The sequence below is a fragment of the Acidimicrobiia bacterium genome, from assembly GCA_036271555.1.
Taxonomy (GTDB): Bacteria; Actinomycetota; Acidimicrobiia; order IMCC26256; family PALSA-610; genus DATBAK01.
Map to the genome: position 1 here is coordinate 1 of DATBAK010000047.1, position 16,395 is coordinate 16,395.

The 16,395-nt window shown below is 70.8% G+C and carries 14 protein-coding genes and 1 tRNA gene; 7 read left to right on the top strand and 8 right to left on the bottom strand.

Annotated elements, in window-relative coordinates; translation table 11 throughout:
* The first annotated feature begins 36 nt into the window (after window positions 1–36).
* The 3 genes from VH914_11905 to VH914_11915 are packed head-to-tail and all read left to right on the top strand — an operon-like array spanning window position 37 to window position 3,910.
* Window positions 37–633, top strand: coding sequence for a PadR family transcriptional regulator (locus tag VH914_11905; GenBank protein HEX4491903.1), 597 nt, complete (start codon window positions 37–39; stop codon window positions 631–633).
* Entirely contained in the window at window positions 630–1,352 is a 723-nt protein-coding gene (locus VH914_11910) for an ABC transporter ATP-binding protein (GenBank protein ID HEX4491904.1), read from the top strand. Before VH914_11905 ends, VH914_11910 begins: the two co-directional genes overlap by 4 nt.
* Window positions 1,349–3,910, top strand: a complete 2,562-nt coding sequence (locus VH914_11915; protein HEX4491905.1) for an FtsX-like permease family protein — start codon at window positions 1,349–1,351, stop codon at window positions 3,908–3,910. Before VH914_11910 ends, VH914_11915 begins: the two co-directional genes overlap by 4 nt.
* An 18-nt stretch (window positions 3,911–3,928) precedes the next feature.
* Here the strand turns inward: VH914_11915 and VH914_11920 are convergent, their stop codons facing one another.
* A complete protein-coding gene (locus tag VH914_11920) occupies window positions 3,929–4,432 on the bottom strand; it encodes an ureidoglycolate lyase (protein HEX4491906.1) in 504 nt (167 codons plus the stop codon).
* Window positions 4,433–4,511: 79 nt separating this feature from the next.
* Here VH914_11920 and VH914_11925 point away from each other — a divergent pair, with 79 nt between their 5' ends.
* The 3 genes from VH914_11925 (at window position 4,512) to VH914_11935 (ending at window position 6,361) form a co-directional block, all read left to right on the top strand.
* Window positions 4,512–4,895 (top strand): cupin domain-containing protein, encoded by a 384-nt coding sequence (locus VH914_11925; protein ID HEX4491907.1) that lies wholly within the window; start codon window positions 4,512–4,514, stop codon window positions 4,893–4,895.
* Between the two features lie 120 nt (window positions 4,896–5,015).
* Entirely contained in the window at window positions 5,016–5,696 is a 681-nt protein-coding gene (locus tag VH914_11930) for a hypothetical protein (GenBank protein HEX4491908.1), read from the top strand.
* A 38-nt stretch (window positions 5,697–5,734) separates the two neighbouring features.
* Window positions 5,735–6,361, top strand: a complete 627-nt coding sequence (locus tag VH914_11935) for a TetR/AcrR family transcriptional regulator (protein HEX4491909.1) — start codon at window positions 5,735–5,737, stop codon at window positions 6,359–6,361.
* 25 nt (window positions 6,362–6,386) lie between these two features.
* Here VH914_11935 and VH914_11940 read toward each other — a convergent pair whose 3' ends face one another.
* From VH914_11940 to VH914_11950, 3 genes are all read right to left on the bottom strand, one after another.
* Window positions 6,387–7,019, bottom strand: coding sequence for a dimethylmenaquinone methyltransferase (locus tag VH914_11940; GenBank protein HEX4491910.1), 633 nt, complete (start codon window positions 7,017–7,019; stop codon window positions 6,387–6,389).
* A 29-nt stretch (window positions 7,020–7,048) separates the two neighbouring features.
* A tRNA-Ser gene (locus tag VH914_11945) sits at window positions 7,049–7,141 on the bottom strand.
* Between the two features lie 44 nt (window positions 7,142–7,185).
* A complete protein-coding gene (locus tag VH914_11950; GenBank protein ID HEX4491911.1) occupies window positions 7,186–7,635 on the bottom strand; it encodes an SRPBCC family protein in 450 nt (149 codons plus the stop codon).
* A gap of 23 nt (window positions 7,636–7,658) precedes the next feature.
* On the opposite strand from VH914_11950, the gene VH914_11955 reads away from it, so the two are divergent.
* Window positions 7,659–8,687 (top strand): PHP domain-containing protein, encoded by a 1,029-nt coding sequence (locus tag VH914_11955; protein HEX4491912.1) that lies wholly within the window; start codon window positions 7,659–7,661, stop codon window positions 8,685–8,687.
* Between the two features lie 64 nt (window positions 8,688–8,751).
* On the opposite strand, the gene VH914_11960 is transcribed toward VH914_11955, so the two are convergent.
* The 4 genes from VH914_11960 to VH914_11975 are packed head-to-tail and all read right to left on the bottom strand — an operon-like array spanning window position 8,752 to window position 16,274.
* Window positions 8,752–10,371, bottom strand: coding sequence for a hypothetical protein (locus tag VH914_11960; GenBank protein ID HEX4491913.1), 1,620 nt, complete (start codon window positions 10,369–10,371; stop codon window positions 8,752–8,754).
* On the bottom strand, window positions 10,368–12,026 hold the full coding sequence (locus VH914_11965; GenBank protein ID HEX4491914.1) for an alpha-amylase family glycosyl hydrolase: 1,659 nt from the start codon (window positions 12,024–12,026) through the stop codon (window positions 10,368–10,370). Before VH914_11965 ends, VH914_11960 begins: the two co-directional genes overlap by 4 nt.
* A 16-nt stretch (window positions 12,027–12,042) precedes the next feature.
* Window positions 12,043–15,837, bottom strand: coding sequence for an ABC transporter ATP-binding protein (locus tag VH914_11970; protein HEX4491915.1), 3,795 nt, complete (start codon window positions 15,835–15,837; stop codon window positions 12,043–12,045).
* The gene (locus VH914_11975) at window positions 15,834–16,274 is read right to left on the bottom strand and encodes a MarR family transcriptional regulator (protein HEX4491916.1); all 441 of its coding nucleotides are present in this window, start codon (window positions 16,272–16,274) and stop codon (window positions 15,834–15,836) included. Before VH914_11975 ends, VH914_11970 begins: the two co-directional genes overlap by 4 nt.
* Window positions 16,275–16,395: the final 121 nt, after the last annotated feature.

Here is a 16,395-nt window from a genome sequence, read left to right on the forward strand (position 1 = left end):
GATACTGAGTATGCTACCGAGCAGCACCACGAGCGCATGAGCGTTCGCCACGCCCTCCTCGCCCTGCTGAGCGAGGGCCCGAAGTACGGCCTCCAGCTGCGGCAGGAGTTCGAGTCCCGGACCGGCGAGGTCTGGCCCCTCAACGTCGGCCAGGTGTACACGACCCTGCAGCGGCTCGAGCGGGACGGCCTCGTCGAGTCGGATGCCGGCGGCGACGCCGACGAGGGCCCGCAGAAGGGCTTCCGCATCACCGCCGCGGGATCGGTCGAGCTCGCGACCTGGCTGCGCACGCCGCCCGACCTCGCGGCGCCGCCTCGCGACGAGCTCGTCATCAAGGTGCTCGTCGCGATGCACCTGCCGGGCGTCGACGTGCGCGACGTCGTGCAGGTGCACCGCCGCTACATCGTCCAGCTCATGCAGCAGTGGACGCGCCTGAAGGAGGACGCCGACGAGCACGACCTCGGCTTCCTGCTCGCGGTCGACGCGGAGCTCTTCCGGCTCGACTCGGTGATCCGCTGGCTCGACGCGGTCGACGGGCGCGTCGCGCGCGCGGCTTCCGATCCTCCGCCCGCGACCGCACCGCAGACGCCGGCGCCCACGCTGCCGCGCCGCCGGATCGGAGTGAAGCGATGAGCGCGCTCGAGCTGCGCGGCGTCTCGAAGGTCTACGGGTCCGGCGCCGCGGAAGTGCACGCGCTGCGCAACGTCGACCTCGTGGTCGAGCCCGGCGCGCTCGTCGCGGTGATGGGACCGAGCGGTTCCGGCAAGAGCACGCTGCTCACGATCGCCGGCAGTCTCGAGCTGCCGTCGACCGGTGACGTGCTGGTCGACGGGCGCGTGCTGTCGAGCATGTCGCGCAACGAGCGCGCGCGGCTGCGCCGTCAAGCGATCGGCTACGTGTTCCAGGACTTCAACCTCCTCGCGGGCCTCAGCGCGGTCGAGAACGTCGCGCTGCCGCTCGAGCTCGACGGTCTCGGTTCGAAGCGCGCTCGCCGCGCGGGACTCGATGCGCTCGAAGAGCTCGGCATCGCCGACCGCGCCGACCGCTTCCCCGACGAGCTCTCCGGGGGCGAGCGCCAGCGCGTCGCGATCGCGCGGGCCGTCGTGGGCGAACGTCACCTGCTCCTCGCCGACGAGCCGAGTGGCGCGCTCGACTCCGCGAACGCGGAGTCGGTGATCCGGCTGCTGCGCGCCGCATGCCAGCGCGGCGTCGCCGGCGTGGTCGTGACGCACGACGCGCAGCTCGCGTCGTGGGCCGACCGCGTCGTGTTCCTGCGCGACGGGCGGGTCGTCGACCAGACGAGCCCCCCGCCCGGACCCGAGTCGCTCTTGACGCCGGATCTGCGGTCGTGACGATCGCCGTCGACGCGGGCGCCGCGCCCGCGCGCCATCGCCCGCGCGTCGCGCGCCGGCCGATCCTGCGCTGGGCCTGGCGCCTGTTCCGGCGCGAGTGGCGTCAGCAGGTGCTGGTGCTCGGGCTCATGGTGCTCGCGGTCGCGGCGACCGTCACCGGCGTCGCGGTCGCGGCGAGTGCCGCACCGTCGCGCGAGTCGACCTTCGGCCGCGCGAACACGATGCTCAGCTTCTCGCGCCTCGATCAGCAGGCGATCGACGCCGCGCGCGTGAATTTCGGCACGATCGAAGTCGTCAGCAGCCAGACGATCACGATCCCGGGCTCGGTCGACACCTACCCGCTGCGTGCCCAACGGGCCGACGGCGTCTACAGCGCGCCGCTCCTGCGCCTCGACCGCGGCCGCATGCCGCGCGGTGCGGGTGAGATCGCGCTCACCCAGACGCTCGCGTCGAGGCTCGGCGTGCACCTCGGCGGGACGATGACCGTGAACGATCAGGCGCGGCGCGTCGTCGGGATCGTCGAGAACCCGCTCGACCTCGGCGACCACTTCGCGCTCGTCGCGCCCGGACAGATCGCGAGTCCGAGCGACGTGACGGTGTTCACCGACGCGAGCCAGAGGCAGATGAGCGCGTTCCGACCGCCGGCCGATCTCACGGGCATCGGCCAGGAGAGCACGCTCAGCAAGGACAACGCCGCGGTCGCGGTGCTCGCGCTCGAGATCATCGGCATGCTGTTCGTCGGGCTCGTGGCCGCGGCCGGGTTCGCGGTCATGGCCCAACGGCGCCAACGCGCGCTGGGCATGCTCGGTGCGCTCGGCGCGAGTGACGCGCAGGTTCGCTTCACGATGCTCGCCAACGGTGTCGTCGTCGGCGCGGTCGGCGCAGTCGTCGGCGCGCTGGCCGGCTTCCTCGTGTGGTTGGCCCTCGCACCGCGCCTCGAGGACGTGTCGGCGCACCGGGTCGACCGGCTCGGCCTGCCGTGGTGGGCGATCGCCACCGCGATGCTGCTCGCGGTCGCGACCTCGGTCGCGGCCGCGTGGTGGCCGGCGCGGGCCGCGGCGCGCGCGTCGATCGTCGCCGCGCTCTCGGAACGTCCCGCACCACCCAAGCCTGCGCATCGGTTCGCAGCGCTCGGCGGCGGCTTGCTGCTCACGGGCTTCGTGAGCCTCGCCTTCGCCGACCGCACGACACCGAACGCGTTCCTCGTCGTCGCGGGCACCATCGCGACGACGTTCGGCATGTTGTTCGTCGGGCCGTTGTGCATCCGCGCGCTCGCGGTCGTCGCGCGCCGGGCACCCGTCACCGTCCGTCTCGCGCTGCGCGACCTCGCGCGCTACCAAGCCCGCTCGGCCGCCGCGCTCGCGGCGATCAGCCTCGCCCTCGCGATCGCGTCGACCGTCGTCATCAGCGCGAGCGCGCTGAACCTCACGCACGAGCAGGAGAACCTCCCCGCGAACGAAGTCGTGCTGTCGCTCGAGACGCGCAACCGCGGCTTCTTCGTCAATGGCCTGTCCGGCATGGCGCCGCGCAGTCAGGCCTCGATCCAGTCGGCTGCGACCGCCGCCTCCAATCTCGCGACCCAGTGGCACGCGTCGTCGATCCCGTTGCTCGCCGTGCTCGATCCGCACACCGGCACGGTGAAGCTGCCCGATGCGCCGATCGGCCCGAAGCCCGGCCCCGGGGTGCGCGCGGCCCCGGTGAATCCGCAGACCGGCACGATCTCGGTCGTCGTGCCCGCGCAGCTCGGGCGCCTGGTGCGCGCGCCGCGAAGCCGCCGCGCGAGCCTCGGTCGGGGTCAGCCGCTGTACGTCGCAACCCCGGCGCTGCTGCGCGCGCTCCACATCGACGCGCACGCGATCGCCGCCGACACCGACGTCGTCACGTACGCCGGCGCGCCGCACCAGATCCTCACGCTGGCGCCGCTCGACGCCCCCGGCCCCGCGCGCGGGGTGATCGCGCACGACGCGGTCGTGCAGACGATGAAGATGCCGACCGACACGTCCGAGCCACGCGCGTTGATCACCGAGCACGGTCTACGCCGGTTCGGTCTGCAGACCGCCGCGTCCGGCTGGCTGATCCGGGCGCACGACGCGATCGGGCCCGCGCAGCTCGACGCGGCCGACACCGCGGCGGCGAATGCCGACACGAGCGTCGAGAGCCACCACCCGCAACCGTCGTACAACGGCGTTCGCACCGGCGCGACCACCGCGGGGATCCTCGTCGCGCTCGGCGTGCTCGCGATGACGGTCGGACTCATCCGCAGCGAGACCGCCCGCGATCTGCGCACGCTCACCGCGACCGGCGCGACCAGCACGGCGCGCCGCACGCTCACCGGCGCGACGGCGGGGACGCTTGCATTGCTCGGCGCGGTGCTCGGCACCGCGACCGCGTACCTCGCGCTGATCGCGTGGCATCGCAGCGAGCTGCACCAGCTGACGCGTGTGCCCTACGCCAACCTCGTCACGATCATCGTCGTGCTGCCGGTGCTCGCGTTCGTCGCGGGCTGGCTGCTCGCCGGTCGAGAGCCGAGCGAGATCGCGCGCCGCCCTCTGGAGTGATTCCAGCCGGACGCGCGCTCAGGTCCGGATCACCTCGTACACGACGTCGTGGTCACGGGTGAGCCAGGCGATGCCGTTGTCGTCGGGGTAGCCGCGGCCCTGGATGTTGAAGAGCCGGACCGTGTCGGCGACGAGTGGATACGGGCCCCAGTGCCACGTGCCGCGCGTCAGGTGCACCGCGGCGAGCGGCGGCAAGCGGAAGGCGCGCACCGTGTCGAAGTGGTCGGGTTGCGTGAAGTCGACGTCGGCCGGCGCGACCACGACGTACGCCTCGACGTCGACCGACATCAACGTCTGCGTGTGCGTGTCGTGCCGGTTCAGCAGCTCGCACAACGCGCCGCCCGAATCGGCGAACGCGATCTCACCGTTGTCGTGCCCGATGAAGTTGACGTGCCCGTCGTTCCAGAGGAACTCGAGGTCCGCGTCGTCGTGCTCGGTCTTCTCGTCCGACGGGATACGACCGAACGGCGCCCACGATTCCGGCGTCACGTCGAGCAGATGGAGCGTGCGGGTGTCGACCACGGCGGCGGGCCTCCGGACGAACGGCTGATCTACGCTGCAGCGCAGGCGGCGGCGCGCCGCACTGTACGGGAGGACCTCCATGGACGTGCGCTCGATCGAGGACGCGGCGCCGACCGTCGAGCACAACGGCACGGTGCCCGTCTGGTGGATGGTTCGCCCGCGCGAGATGCTCGAGATCACGAAGGGCGGACACCTCGAGCTGATCTCGGAGTTCGAGGTCGAAGGCGGCGGCTTCGTCGACCCGCACGAGCACCCGACCCACGAGTTCTATTACGTGACCAACGGGCGCGGGCTCATGACGATCGGCGACGAGACGCGCGAGATCGCGCAGGGCGACCTCGTGCACATCCCGCCCGACACCGTGCACAGCCTCCGACCGGTCAGCGACACGGCGTCGATCCACTGCTTCTGCTTCGCGGTCGGCATGCCCGACGCCGGGCCGGTCAACTACACCGAGCACTGACCGGCTGAGGCCGGGCAACCCCGCCGGGCGACCCGCCCCGCCGCCCCCGCCGGCTCAAGCGCCGCACGCGGCTGCCGATACGTGTACGTGTAGATCTACGCGTATACGGAGGTGGGCGCAGTGGTGGGATTCCGGAAACGGGCGGGCGAGCGGGGCACGGCGCTGGTCGAGTACGTGCTGCTCCTCGGGTTCATCGTGACGATCGCGATGACGAGCGTGAAGGTGCTCGGCGCCACCGTGTCCCGGCAGTTCGCCACCGCGGCGGTGGGGCTCGGCGACTCCTCGGTGACCTCGGCGGCCGTCGACGACGGCTCGGGCGGCACCACGGGCGCGACCGACACGACACCGCCGACCACCGCCGCGACGACCACCACCGTCGCGCCGACCACGACGACCACGACCACCGTCGCGCCGACGACGACGACCACGTTGCCACCGGTCGCGACCAAGGGCTCGACCGACCTCGCCCCCGCGACGACCACTCGCTTCGGTTCGTACTGGTGGGGCACGTCGCAGGTGACCGTCACCAACAACCTCGGCGTGGCGCTCTCCGGCGCGCGCGTGACGTTGACCATCCGTGAGTACACGAGGCAGTCGAACGGCTCGTGGCAGTGGGAGACGTCGACGCAGACGATCACCACCGACTCCGACGGATCGGTCGGCTTCTACGTCGGTCCGTACTGCAGCGGCTCGAGCACGGGGTGCGTGAGCCAGGCGACGGTCGCGGTGAGCGCAGTCACGCTTCCGAACGGCCTCAGGTGGGACGGCGATCCGTCGACGATCACGGTCAACAGCCCGTAGTGGGTGGTCCGTCAGTAGTGTCGGGGCGCGGTGGTCGTATGGGGGAGGACGAATTGGCAGATGGCGCGCTCGGATCGCGTCCGGCGTTGAATCGCGCCGACATCCTGCAGACGGCCCTGCGTGTGCGGCTCGAGGACGATGCGCGCACACTGTCGATGCGGCGCCTCGCCGCCGAGCTCGACGTCACACCGATGGCGCTCTACCGCCACTTCGACGGCAAGGACGACATCCTGCTCGCCATGGCCGACGCGCTGCTCGCGCAGCTGGATCTGCCGCCGGAGGACACGCCGTGGCAGATGTACCTCCACGAGCTCGCGCTCGCGATGCGCGCGCTCATGCGCGCCGAGCCCTTCGTCGTGCAGCTGTTCGCGCGCCGTCCGATCCGGACGCCCGCGGCGCAATGGCGCCTTGCAGGGGCGATGAGGGTGCTCGGACGTGCAGGCTTCTCCGAGGACGACGCCGCGAGCGCGTACGCGACCGTGCACATCTACAACCTCGGCTTCTGCATGCTCGAACAGGCTCGGAGCGCGACCGGAGCGCTGAACGCGCCGCCCGACACCACGACCCCGGAGTCGGCGCGCATCAGCGGGTTCGTGAGCGAGCGGCAGTTCCTCGCCGGTCTCGACGCGATCATCGCGGGCATCGGGCCTGCGCCGGCCGCCTGATCGCCCCAGCGGCGTCGGCGTCGGTTCAGGCGCGCGCGATCGGAGCGCCGTCGAGCGACAGCAGCTCCATCGTCGTCTGACCGGCGCGCAGTGCTGCGAAGAAGCCGTCTTCCTTCGTCATCCGCGCGCGTCCGGCGTCGAGCACGGCACCGAGCTCGTTGCCGCGCACGACGGTGACGCCGTCGCCGTCGCCGACGAGCCAGTCGCCGAGGTGCACGTCGATGTCGCCGACGCGTGTCGAACCGCCGACCGCGCCGGCCTGGTTCTTCGTCGCGCCCCGCAACGCGATCATCGTGGAGAACACGGGAAAGGCGTGCGCCTGCAACGCGGCGACGTCGCGCACCCCGCCGTCGATGACGAGCCCCGCGAGGCGGCGCGCCTGCGCGCCCGTGGTGAGCACCTCACCCCAGTAGCCGAGCTCCGGACGATCGCCGACGTCGACGACGAGCACGTGACCGGCGGGCGCTTCCGCGACCGCGACGTGGATCGCGAGGTTGTCGCCGGGCGTGCAGACCACCGGGAACGCGGGCGCCGCGACGCGCGCGCCGGGCCAGGCCGCGCGGATGCGGGCGCGCATCGCGTGACCACCGGACTCACCGAGTGTCGCCGCACCGAGCTCGAGCAGCGTCGACGCGGTCGTGTCGTGCTCGGTTGTCACCGGAAGCTCCCGCCGCGCGCTCGTCGAAGTGGCGGAGGGCGAGGGATTTGAACCCTCGAGGAGGTTTATCACCCCCTACTCGCTTAGCAGGCGAGCACCTTCGGCCACTCGGTCAGCCCTCCGGTCCCCGCAGTATACGAGTCGATCGCGGCGGCTTTCCCGGACGTCAGGACGCCGCCGCACCCGATTCGACGTGGGCCGCGAGGCGTTCGAGCGTCTTCTCCATCGACGCGAGGTTCTGCTTCGGCACGCCCGTGAGCTCGAGCACCTTGCCGAAGCGACCGTGCGTCCAGTCGAACGTCTCGCGCACGAGCGTGCCGTCGTCGCGCGGCTCGAGCTCGTAGCGCCAGACGTCGTGCGCCATGTGCCGCCACGCGATGCGGCGGCCCTCGTCGAACTCGACCACGGTGTTCGTGACCGGATACGGCACCCAGTGGTGCATCGCCATGCCGAACTTGGCGCCGAGCGACAACCGGTCGGGACCGGTGCGCGTGCGCTTCACGGTTCCCGAGCCGTCGATCATCGTGTGCTGGTTCGGATCCGCCAGCACCGCGAAGATGCGGTCCGCAGGTGCGGCGATCACGCGCTCCGTCGACACCGTCTTCGGGTTCGTCATGGAGCGCACGCTACCTTCGCGCGGTGGATCCGGCCGAGGCGCTGAATCGGATCGCGACGCTGCTCGAACGCCGCCGCGAGCCGCGCTATCGGGTGCAGGCGTTCCGCCGCGCCGCGGTCACGGTGCGCGACGTTCCCGAGGCCGAGCTGCGCCGGTTGGCCTCCGTCGGACGGCTGCGCGACCTCCAGAACGTCGGCGAGAAGACCGCGGCGATCATCGTCGAAGCATTGGCGGGCAAGAAGCCCGAGTACCTCGTCAACCTCGAGCAGGACGCGGTCGAACCCGGCACCGACGCGGGCAACGCGATCCGGCGCGCGCTGCGCGGCGACCTGCACGTGCACTCCGACTGGTCCGACGGCGGGCACACGATCCGCGCGATGGCCGAGCAGGTGCGCGATCTCGGGCACGACTACTTCGCGCTCACCGATCACTCACCCCGGTTGACGATCGCGCACGGCTTGTCGCCCGAGCGGCTGCGCGAGCAGCTCGACGTCGTGGCGGAGCTGAACGGGGAGCTCGCGGAGTCCGACCACCCCGTGCGCATCCTCACCGGCATCGAGGTCGACATCCTCGACGACGGCTCGCTCGATCAAGAGCCAGAGCTGTTGTCGGAGCTCGACGTCGTCGTCGCAAGCGTGCACTCGAAGCTGCGCCAGGACGAGCCCGGCATGACCGCGCGCATGGTGGCGGCGATGCAGGACCCGCACGCCGACATCCTCGGTCACTGCACCGGGCGGATCGTCGTCGGTCGCGGTCGGCCGGAGTCGACGTTCGACGTCGACGCGGTGTTGTCGACGATCCTCGAGCACGACAAGGCGCTCGAGATCAACTGCCGACCCGAGCGGCTCGATCCGCCGAAGCGCATCCTCGGCCAGGCGGTCGAGATGGGGTTGAAGATCTCGATCGACACCGACTCGCACGCGACCGACCAGCTCGAGTGGCATCCGTTCGGCACCGACCGGGCCGCGGAGTGCGGCGTGCGCGTCGAGTCGGTCGTCAACTCGTGGCCGATCGAGCAGCTGCTCGCGTGGACCGCGAGCCACGAGGCGTGAGTCGACGGCGCGGTCGTCGCGCTGCCGGTCGCCGCGGTGATCGCGTCCGCGACTGCGAGCTGAGTCAGCAGGCCAACGGTCGCGGCGCCGCCGCGCCGGGAACGCGCGCGACGCGGAAGACCATGCCGGTCGGTTGCGTCGACACGGGCACGAGGTGCACGAGCCGGCCGAGCTCGGCGGGCGTCGTCGCGTCGGTGATCTGGTACCGACCCGCCGAGAAGTAGGCGTAGCCGCCGTAGTAGTCGAGCAACGCCGCGTTCTCGGCGAGGTCGCGTTCGAAGCACGGGTTCCGGCGATTCGTGACCGGCACGACGGGCCGGGCCGTCGAGATCGCGTTGCGGTGGATCGCGAGCATCACGACGTCGGCGTTCGGCGACTCGATGAGCGTCGAACGCGGCGCGTTTCGGATGCTCGCCAGCTCGGGGTATCCGTGCGCGGGCGCCGCGTAGATGCGTACGAGGTCGCGTTGGTCGCGCCATCCGGGCACGACTGCGGCCGCGACCACGACGACGAGCAGCGCGCGCGACATCGCCGTGGGGATGCGCGCGGTGACCGCTGCGAACGCGGCGACGAACAATGCGGTGACGACCGGGCGGATCGGCGCGAAGAGGCGGTCGTTCGTCGGGATGCCGGCGTCGATGAAGGTCTGCGACCAGAGCACGAACGCCGCGTAGACGAACACCGCGGCGAGCGCGAGCGCGGTAGAACGCGCGGTGGTCGATGATGGTGGGCGGAACCCGATCCACAACCCGATCGCGACGAACCCGCCGACCGCGAGCAGCGCGACACCGTGCACCGCGCTCGCCGCGTCGGGCGAGACGATCCAACTGCCGGCCACGTTCATGAGGTCGGCGAACGTGCCGGTGAGCGGGTGGTACACGACCTGGTCGAGACCGGAGCCCTCGGAACCGCCACCGAGGATCCGTCCGTACACGAGGAAGGCGACCCAGGGCGCGACCGCGCCGCCCGCGAACGCGACCGCGCCGCCGATGCGCGCGCGGTTCGGTCGCGCACCGACGAGCGCGATCGCCGGGACCAGCAGCACGAGCAGGAAGAGACCGACGTTCCGAGTGAGCACCGCGACCGCGGCCGCGGTGGTGAGCGCGGCGAGGCGGCGCGCGCTCGGCTCGTCGAAGTACCGGCACGCGAGCAGCAACGTCGACAGCAAGGCGGTGATGAACAACGCTTCGCTGCCGAGCTCGGCGTGCAGCAGCAGGAAACCGACCGGCTGACCCGAGACTCCGATCAAGAGCACGGGGGTCGCGAGCTGGAACCACTGCTGCGAGCGCGGGAGCAGTCGCGCGGTCAGCCGCGCGCTCAGCACGACGTTCGCGGCGACGAGAACACAACCGAGCACGCGCGCGCCGGTCGTCACCGCGACACCGGGTGGCGAGAAGAGCGTGAGCGCGAGCGGGTAACCGGGTGGGAAGTGCGTCGACGGGACCGCGCCGTGGAACTCGAACGCCTGCAGCGGCGTGAACCGGTCGAAGGGCAGATCGAACGGCAACGTGAGCCCGTGCCCGTGGCGCAGGTTCTCCGCCATGCCGAGGTACGCGCCGCTGTCGCCGAAGTACGACACACCGTGTCGCGTCGCGTGCAACGCGAGCAGCGCGGCGACGACTGCGAGCGCGCCGAGGCAGCCGAGAACGGCGACGGGCGCGCGTTCCTCGGGCGGTCGATTCACCCGCGCGTCGCGCTACCGGTCTCGGTGCCGGCGCCGAACGCCTGGTCGAGCCACACGATCGCGCCCTCCCACGGGCCGAGCAGCAGCTCGCCCTCGACGCGCAGGTCGTCGCGGGAACGGTCGGTGCCGATCCGCACCAGTCCCTGCACCACGTTGAGAGTCGTCTCCTCTGCGGAGAAGTTGATCGCGACGAGCACACGCTCACCGCGCCGGAACACCCAGCGCGTCTCGTTCGACCGCGGATCGGTGCGGTATTCGCCGCGTGCGAGATCGGGGATCGCGTCGCGCAACGAGATGAGGTCACGCGCGAGCGCGAGGACCGCGGTCGGCTCGTGACGCTGGCTCGCCACGTTGCACCCGGCGATGTCGCCGAACGGCAGCCACGGCTCGACGCCGGGCGCGGTGAAGCCCGCGCCGGGCTCACCGGTCCACGGCATCGGCGTGCGCTCGGGATCACGGGCGAGGCTCGGCCCGTGGAAGTGACCGACCGGGTCGAGGATGCGATCGGTCGGCACGTCGGTGTCGGGCATGCCGAGCTCGTCGCCGTAGTAGAGGAACGGCGTCCCCCGCAGCGTGAGGAGCAGGAACAGTGCGGCGCGCGTGCGCAGCGGATCGTTCTTCGCCCAGCGCGTGGGGAACCGGTTGTTGTCGTGGTTGCCGCCCGTCCACACCGGCCAGCAGTCGGCCGGAAGCAGCCGCTCCGCGTTCTCGACCGCGGCGCGCAGGTGCAAACCGTCGAACTCGGAGTGCAGCAGCATGAAGTTGAACGCGAGGTTCAGCTCGTCACCGTGCCCGTAGAACTTCGCGAAGAGCTCGGGCTCGAGCACGTAGGTCTCGCCGACGAGGATGCGCTTCGGATCGTAGGAATCCGCGATCGCGCGCCAGCGCCGGAGCACGTCGTGCACCTCGGGCCGGTTCGCGTTGTACACCTGCCGCTGGCCCTGCATCTGCACGAACCAGTGGTCGTCGGCGGTCGACGGCGGGTTGTCGCGCAGCAGCTTGTCCTTGACGATCATGTGGCACACGTCGATGCGGAAGCCCGCGACGCCGCGGTCGAACCAGAACCGCAGGATGCGATCGAACTCGTCGCGCACCTCGTCGTTCCACCAGTTGAGGTCGGGCTGCGACGGGAGGAAGTGGTTGAGGAAGTACTGCCCGGACGGCTCGTCGAACGTCCACGCGGGCCGGCCGGGGTGGAAGCAGTTCGTCCAGTTGTTCGGCGGTGAGCCGTCGGGCTTCGGGTCGGCCCACACGTACCAGTCGCGGGAGCGCGCGTCGCGCGACGAGCGCGCGTCGAGGAACCACGGGTGCTGATCGCTCGTGTGGTTCGGCACGATGTCGAGAATGACGCGGATGTTCCGGCGCGCGGCTTCGTCGACGAGCGTCTCCGCGTCGGCGAGCGTGCCGAGCGGCGGGTTGACGTCGCAGTAGTCGGCGACGTCGTAGCCCCAGTCGGCGTCGGGTGAGACGGTGATCGGGTCGAGCCAGATGCCGTCGACGCCGAGCCATTGGAGATGGTCGAGCTTCTCGACGATCCCGCGCAGGTCGCCGATGCCGTCGGCGTTCGTGTCGCGGTAGCTGCGCGGATAGATCTGGTACAGCACCCCGTCGCGCCACCAGACCCGACCGACCTCGTCCCGGGGCATCTCGGCCATGCGCGGACGCTACCCGTCAGCTCGCCGCGGCCTCGGCCTCCTCGTCGACCGTCTCGCCCTCGGCCGCCGCCCACATGCGCGCGTACTGGCCGCGGCGTGCGACGAGGTCGTCATGGTGACCGCTCTCCACGATGCGACCGGCGTCGACGACGATGATCCGGTCCGCGAGCCGAGCCGTCTGCAGCCGGTGCGCGATGAGAATCGTCGTGCGGCCGTGCGCGGCCACGCCCATCGCCGCCTGCACCTTCGCCTCGGTCTGGAGGTCGAGGTTCGACGTCGCCTCGTCGAGCAGCAGCACCGCGGGATCGACGAGATGCGCACGCGCCAGCGCGATGAGCTGGCGCTGACCGGACGACAGCGAGCGGCCGCGCTCACTCACCCACTGGAGGTAGCCGCCGGGGAGCGACGCGACGAAGTCGTGCGCGCCGACCTCACGCGCCGCAGTCTCCACTTGCGCGTCGGTCGCGTTCTGCTTGCCGTAGGCGATGTTGTCGCGGATCGTGCCCGAGAAGAGGAATGCCTCCTGCGGCACGACGCCGAGCTGCTGATGGAACGCGACCTGGTCGTAGTCGTCGACCGCGACGTCGTCGACGCGCACCTCACCCGACGTCGGGTCGTAGAAACGCGCGACGAGCTTCATCACCGTGCTCTTGCCCGCGCCGGTCTCGCCGACGAGCGCAACCGTCTCGCCCGGCACGACCTCGATGTCGACGCCGCGCAGCGCCTCGTCGATCGCCGACGAGTAACGGAAGTGCACGTCGTCGAGCGTGACCTCGCCGACGAGCCGGCCGGGTTCGACGGGCTCGGCCGGCGGCGGCACGGTCGTCGCGGTCGCGAGCAGCTCGCCGATGCGCTCCACCGCGACCCGAGCCTGCTGGTACGAGTCGAAGACCTGCGACAGCTGCTGGATGGGCGCGAAGAAGAGGTTGAGGTAGAGCATGAATGCGATGAGGTCGGGCACCGTGAGCGTGTGGTGCGCGACGAGCACGCTGCCCACGCCGAGCACGATGCACGTCGCGATGTCGGACAGGAAGTCGACGAACGGGAAGTAGATCGCGACGAGTCGCTGCGCGTGCACGCGCGCGTCCCGGTAGCCGGACGCGATCTCGGTGAACACCTTCTGGTTCGTCTCTTCGCGCACGAAGGCCTGCGACACGCGCACACCCGACAGACCTTCTTGCAGGTTCGCGTTCACGGCTGCGATCCGCTCCCGTGCGGCCTCGTACGCACGTGTCGACGCCTTCCGGAACCAGAGGGTCGCGATCACGAGGGGCGGGAGGATCGCCGCGGTCACGAGCCCGAGGCGCGGGTTGACGATCGCGAGACCGATGCCGACACCGACGAACGTGACGAGGTTGACCAGCGCGTTCACGAGCCCGTTCTGGAGGAGCTGCGACAGCGCGTCGATGTCGGTCGTCATGCGGGTCATGATCCGACCCGCCATCTCGTGCTCGTAGTAGTCGACACCGAGCCGCTGGAGATGCGCGAAGACCTTGATCCGCAGCGCGTGCAACATGCGCTCGGAGACGCGGCCCATCACGCGCGTCTCGGCCCACATCAGGTACCAGTCGAACAGCGTGACGAACGCAAACACCGTCGTCGCGACCCAGAGCGTGTGCTCGACGACGTGGCCGTGATTGCCCTCGATGCCCCAGCGCACGAGCAGCGGCGCGGCGAGCGTGCACACCGCGTCGAGGGTGACGAGCACGAGGCCCACGCCGAGCCAGCCGCGGTAGCGACGCACGAACCGCAGGAACTTGAAGTCCGGCATCGGCCGGCTCTCCGCCGCGACGTCGACGTGCGGATCGGCCGTCGCCGGCCCGAGCGCGTCGACCTTGGCGAGCAGCTCCGGCGTCGGCGCGAGCGCGCCACCCCAGTTGCCACCGGCGCCACCACCACCGCCACCGGCGACGCGCACCGCCGCGGTCGGGCTCGACGTGCGCGTGCGCTCCGCGATCTGCGCGGTGCGCACCTCGTCGTCGGTGAGTCCGAGCCACGCCGACGAGGTGATGCCGTTCACGGGCTGCTCGTCGTTCGTGACGACCGACTCGAGTCCTTCGGCGTCGCCGCCCGGTCCCGAGAGCAGCACGCGGTAGAGCGTGCAGCGCTCCCAGAGCTCGTCGTGCGTGCCTTGGTCGACGACGGCACCGCGCTCCATCACGACGATGCGGTCGGCGAGCGTCAGCGACGAGCGCCGGTGCGCGACGAGGATCGTCGTGCGGGTGCTCGCGATGCGGCGCAGCGTCGCGTGGATCTCTTCCTCGACGCGCGAGTCGATCGACGACGTCGCGTCGTCGAGGATCAGGATGCGGGGATCGCTGAGCAGCGCGCGGGCGAGCGCGACGCGCTGCCGCTGCCCGCCCGAGAGCGTGAGGCCCTGCTCACCGACGACGGTGTCGTAGCCATGGGGAAGCCGCAGGATGAACTCGTGCGCCTCCGCGGCGCGCGCCGCGGCCTCGATCTCCGCCGGCGTCGCGTCGGGCCGGCCGAAGCCGATGTTCGCGGCGATCGAGTCGGAGAAGAGGAACGAGTCCTCGAACACGACGCCGATGTTTCGCCGCAGCGAGTCGAGGTGCAGGCCGCGCACGTCGGCACCGTCGATCGTGATCGCGCCGGAGTGCACGTCGTAGAAGCGGGGCAGCAGCAACGCGACCGTGGACTTGCCCGAGCCCGAGCTACCGACGAGCGCGACCGTCTCACCGGGCGCGACCGTGAGGTCGAAGTCGCGCAGTACCGGTTCCGTCGACGTGTAGCCGAACGTCACGTTGTCGAAGCGCACCTCGCCGTTCGTGATCACGAGATCCGTCGCGTCCGGCGCGTCCTGCACGTGCGGGGTGGAGTCGAGGAGGTCGTAGATGCGCTCGGCGCCCGCACGCGCGAGCTGACCGACGGTGAGGATCGCCGCGAGCTGCCGGATGGGCGGCGTGATCAGCAGCATGTACGTGGAGAACGCGAGGAAGGTTCCGAGCGTGATGCGACCCTGCAGCGCGAGCCACCCGCCGAGCGCGAGCACCGCGACCTGACCGAAGGCCGGGATCGTCTGCATCGACGGCTGCAGGCGCGCCGTGATGTTCACGAGCCGCACGCGTGACGCGAACATCTCGCGGGAGCGCTCGGTCAGCCGTTCCAGCTCGCGCGCTTCCTGACCGAAGCCCTTCACAACGCGCACGCCGGTGACGTCTTCCTCGACGACGTTCGCAACTTCGCCGGCGCGCTGCTGCGCGTCCCAGCTCGCGGGGAACACCGACGTGCGCAGCTTCATCGCGGTCACGAGCAGCAACGGGCCGACCGCGATCATCACGAGCGAGAGCAGCGGTGAGAGCAGGAACATCGCGACGAGCGAGACGATGAACAAGAGGACGTTCGCGACGCCGATCGGCATGAACTGGAGGAAGCCCTGCACGAGCGCGACGTCGGAAGAGGCGCGGCTCACGAGCTGACCGGTCGCGAGCTCGTCGTGACGCGCGAAGTCGAGCCGCTGGAGCTGCCGGAAGATCGCGGTACGCAGGTCGTGCTGTACGTCGAGCGCGATGCGGCCGCCGTGGAACCGGCGCAGGTACGCGAACCCGAACGTGAAGACGCCCATGAGGATCATGAGCGTGAGCCACGGCGCGAGCGGCTTGTTGTGCCGGGTGATGACGTCGTCGACGACGACCTTCTGCACGACCGGCAACAGCGACTGGATGAGCTGCCCGCCGATCGCGACGCCGAAGGCGATGTACGCGTTCTTCTTGTGCGGCGCCATGTAGCCGACGAGGCGCCGGATCCAACCTTGCGGCTTGCGTTGCTTCGTCGGCTTCGTGTCGCTCATCGGCGTGCCGCCACGGCGGCGTCGAGCTTGGCCTGGAACTCGGCGCGCATCGACGCCTCGATCTCCGCGAGGCCGCGCACGAACGCCGTGCGGTCGCTCACCGCACCGATGAGATGCTCGAGCCGTGCGCTCATCGCGTCCTCGGCCTCGCGGAGGCGGCCTCGACCCGCGTCGGTGACGACGATGCTCACCGCCCGCCGGTCACCGGGCACGGCTTCGCGGCGGAGATAGCCGCGGTCGACGAGCCCGTCGACGACGGCGGTGACGGTCGGCTTCGCGACGGCGAGGCGCTCGGCGATCTTCGACGCGCGCGCGTCGCCGCTCGAGACCATCGCCAGCACCCGGTACTGCGCCAGCGTGAGGTCGGCGCAGGCCCGTTCCAGGGTCCGGCCGATCAGCGCCACGGCGCGACTCGCTTCCCGCAGATCCTCGCTCACACCGTGAGAGTACCGAACAGTTCGATCATCGAACAAACGCGGTTCCGAACTGATCGAGAAAAGTGACCCGGGCGCGTCACCGAAGTCGATCAGTTCGACGAAAGCCCAGGTCAGACGCGGT

Bases quoted from the DNA above. Each gene is read 5' to 3' on its own strand.
- VH914_11905 (HEX4491903.1), top strand. From the start codon at position 37: ATGAGCGTTCGCCACGCCCTCCTCGCCCTGCTGAGCGAGGGCCCGAAG.
- VH914_11910 (HEX4491904.1), top strand. From the start codon at position 630: ATGAGCGCGCTCGAGCTGCGCGGCGTCTCGAAGGTCTACGGGTCCGGC.
- VH914_11925 (HEX4491907.1), top strand. From the start codon at position 4,512: ATGGACGTGCGCTCGATCGAGGACGCGGCGCCGACCGTCGAGCACAAC.
- VH914_11935 (HEX4491909.1), top strand. From the start codon at position 5,735: ATGGGGGAGGACGAATTGGCAGATGGCGCGCTCGGATCGCGTCCGGCG.
- VH914_11950 (HEX4491911.1), bottom strand. From the start codon at position 7,635: ATGACGAACCCGAAGACGGTGTCGACGGAGCGCGTGATCGCCGCACCT.
- VH914_11965 (HEX4491914.1), bottom strand. From the start codon at position 12,026: ATGGCCGAGATGCCCCGGGACGAGGTCGGTCGGGTCTGGTGGCGCGAC.
- VH914_11970 (HEX4491915.1), bottom strand. From the start codon at position 15,837: ATGAGCGACACGAAGCCGACGAAGCAACGCAAGCCGCAAGGTTGGATC.